The organism is Oligoflexus sp. (assembly GCF_035638955.1).
Classification (GTDB): Bacteria; Bdellovibrionota_B; Oligoflexia; order Oligoflexales; family Oligoflexaceae; genus Oligoflexus.
On record NZ_DASQYZ010000094.1, the window covers coordinates 1 to 2,267 of the forward strand.

Sequence of the window (2,267 nt, forward strand, 5' to 3'; positions counted from 1 at the left end):
TGCTTCCTGCAGACATAAAAACAAATAACATTACTAACGTACAGAACGCATGTCCCGAATTCTGTTTCAATGCTTGAGATCCGTCGCAAAACTGATGGAGTTTATTCATGAAAAAGATGTGGTTTCATGCTTTGCTTTGTGTTGGCGTGAGTTACGTGGCCGGATGCCGGTTGCTCGCTCAATCCAGACATTCAGATCTATTGGCAACAGATCGAAACGATGGCCGATCGCCCGGTGCCATCGCTGAGGTGTGGACCCAAATTAGTGGAGACCAGATCTCCCAACTCCTGGCTAGCAAGGATTTTCCAAGCAAACCCACGACCCGCACTTTATTGAATTCACTGGCGATACCCAGAAAGAACATTGAGAACTATGGAACGAGAATAAGGGGATATATTCATCCCGCTCGAACCGGACACTATATTTTCCACATCAGTGGAGATAACGAGTCGCAGTTTTTCCTGAGCAGCGATGACAAGCCTACAGGTCTATCGAAAGAGCCTATTGCGTTTCTGTCTGACAAGGAATGGACGTCAGACTATGAATGGGAAAAATTTCCTGGACAGGTCTCGAAGCCGATAAGGCTGATATCGGGCCATCGTTACTTTTTTGAGGTGCTTCACAAAAATGGCCGCAACGATGGGGGTGTTGCCGTCGGATGGCAACAGCCCGATGGACTCAGGAACAGACCTATACCCGACACTTACCTTTCCACTTTCGACGGCAGATAAGTAATTCAAACCAGCTATATGCCTCATAAATCACCGGAATCTTAAGATTGCTCGATAGGATACCGATAAAGAGCAATCCTCCGGAGGTCTTATGATTATTACTTCGAGTCAAATTCGAAGCTCTCTTTTATTGTGCCTTGTATGCGTTGTCGCCTGCGAGGAGAAAAAAAGTTTGACATCGGATGCTGCCCCAAGAGGTTCGCATGAATCCATAGGATCGTCAGCTGTAAGAGATGACTCTGAGGATGAAAAGGTGACGCCACCGTCTAACATTGCGGGGGCCTACCTGCGTTGCACGGTGGTAAAAGTGGACTTCGATGCGGTTGATGCGGACACGATCGGATGCGCGACCTACGACGAGACAAGCCACTCCCGGATTGATATTGCGACTCTCGCCTCAAGCATTACCTGGAGCTACGACAGTTCCAGTCTCCCCGCGAATACAGCCGTATCCGTTTCCCAAGTGGAAAATGAACCTTTGTATGGCCTTGATGTTTACTATTCGTTTTCAAGCCTATCCAAGCCGATTGATCGCATACTCGACAGATTTATTATCGTAATGGACGTCACCGATCTTAATGGCAGGCGGACTGTCTATCGTAATGGATCCTTTCTTGATGAATCAATCGTAGTCAATGGACAAAATGGTGTGGATGGCGTCAGTGTGGATGGCGTCAGTGTGGATGGCGTCGGTGTGGATGGCACGAATGGCACGAATGGCACGAATGGCACGAATGGGTCTGGGGGAACAATTTCGGTCATCCCTTGATGCAAAAGTCCAGACAGAAAGCCTGGACCTCCCAAAAATATCAGAGCCGCCTTTTAAGGGCAGGTCCCTGGCGTCCCCGCAAATGCATAAAGGTTGCTTGGCGTATAAATACCCTGGGTGCTGCCATCGATCGACACCGTGTAGGACGGTCCTGTCCCGCAACTCTTAGCAAAATCATAATATTGTCCATCAGCATCCAGGCGGATCACGTTGAGGTTGCTATAGAGCAGTGTCTGGGCATTGGCGATACGACCGGCAGCGCCTGCGCGAATGAAGAAAGCGGCTCCTACCGAGCCCGGCGCGCGGATACCTCGACCTGCAGCATCCACCAGGATCGCCGTGCCTTCACTGACGCCAAGCCCAGTGATGCGACCGGTGGCCGGGATGGCTCCATCGGCGATCTGACGAGCCATAAACGCGCCGAGGCGACCAAAGCGATCACGCTCGCCAAAGTGCGAATCGGTGAGAATGCCCTGCATCGTCGGGAATTTCAACATATCGCGGGTGAAGCTGATCGTAGGCGCAAAGGGATTCGCCACAGCATCGACCGTCGCCACATTATTGGCACCAGCCGTGACAGCATCAAACACAAACTGCCCTAGAATGGCAAGGCCAGCACTGGTGCCACCCACAACCCCACCGCGTGTCACTACGTTTTGGACGGCAGGCATAAGCTTGGAATTACGCCAGGCGACATAGTCCGCTTGATTACCTCCAGCAAAAAAGATCACCTCAGAGCGATTGATGAGTCGAGCGACGGTATCCAG

The 2,267-nt window shown here is 51.0% G+C and carries 2 protein-coding genes and 1 pseudogene; 2 read left to right on the forward strand and 1 reads right to left on the reverse strand.

From position 1 onward, the window contains the following. Window positions 1-107 precede the first annotated feature (107 nt). Both VE954_RS08980 and VE954_RS08985 read left to right on the forward strand, forming a co-directional pair. Complete coding sequence (locus tag VE954_RS08980) at window positions 108-731, forward strand: PA14 domain-containing protein (RefSeq protein ID WP_324951837.1); 624 nt, start codon at window positions 108-110, stop codon at window positions 729-731. 172 nt (window positions 732-903) lie between these two features. Then, a complete protein-coding gene (locus VE954_RS08985) occupies window positions 904-1,500 on the forward strand; it encodes a hypothetical protein (protein ID WP_324951839.1) in 597 nt (198 codons plus the stop codon). A 53-nt stretch (window positions 1,501-1,553) separates the two neighbouring features. Here VE954_RS08985 and VE954_RS08990 read toward each other — a convergent pair. After that, a pseudogene (locus tag VE954_RS08990) lies at window positions 1,554-2,267 on the reverse strand (hypothetical protein); the annotation flags it as partial.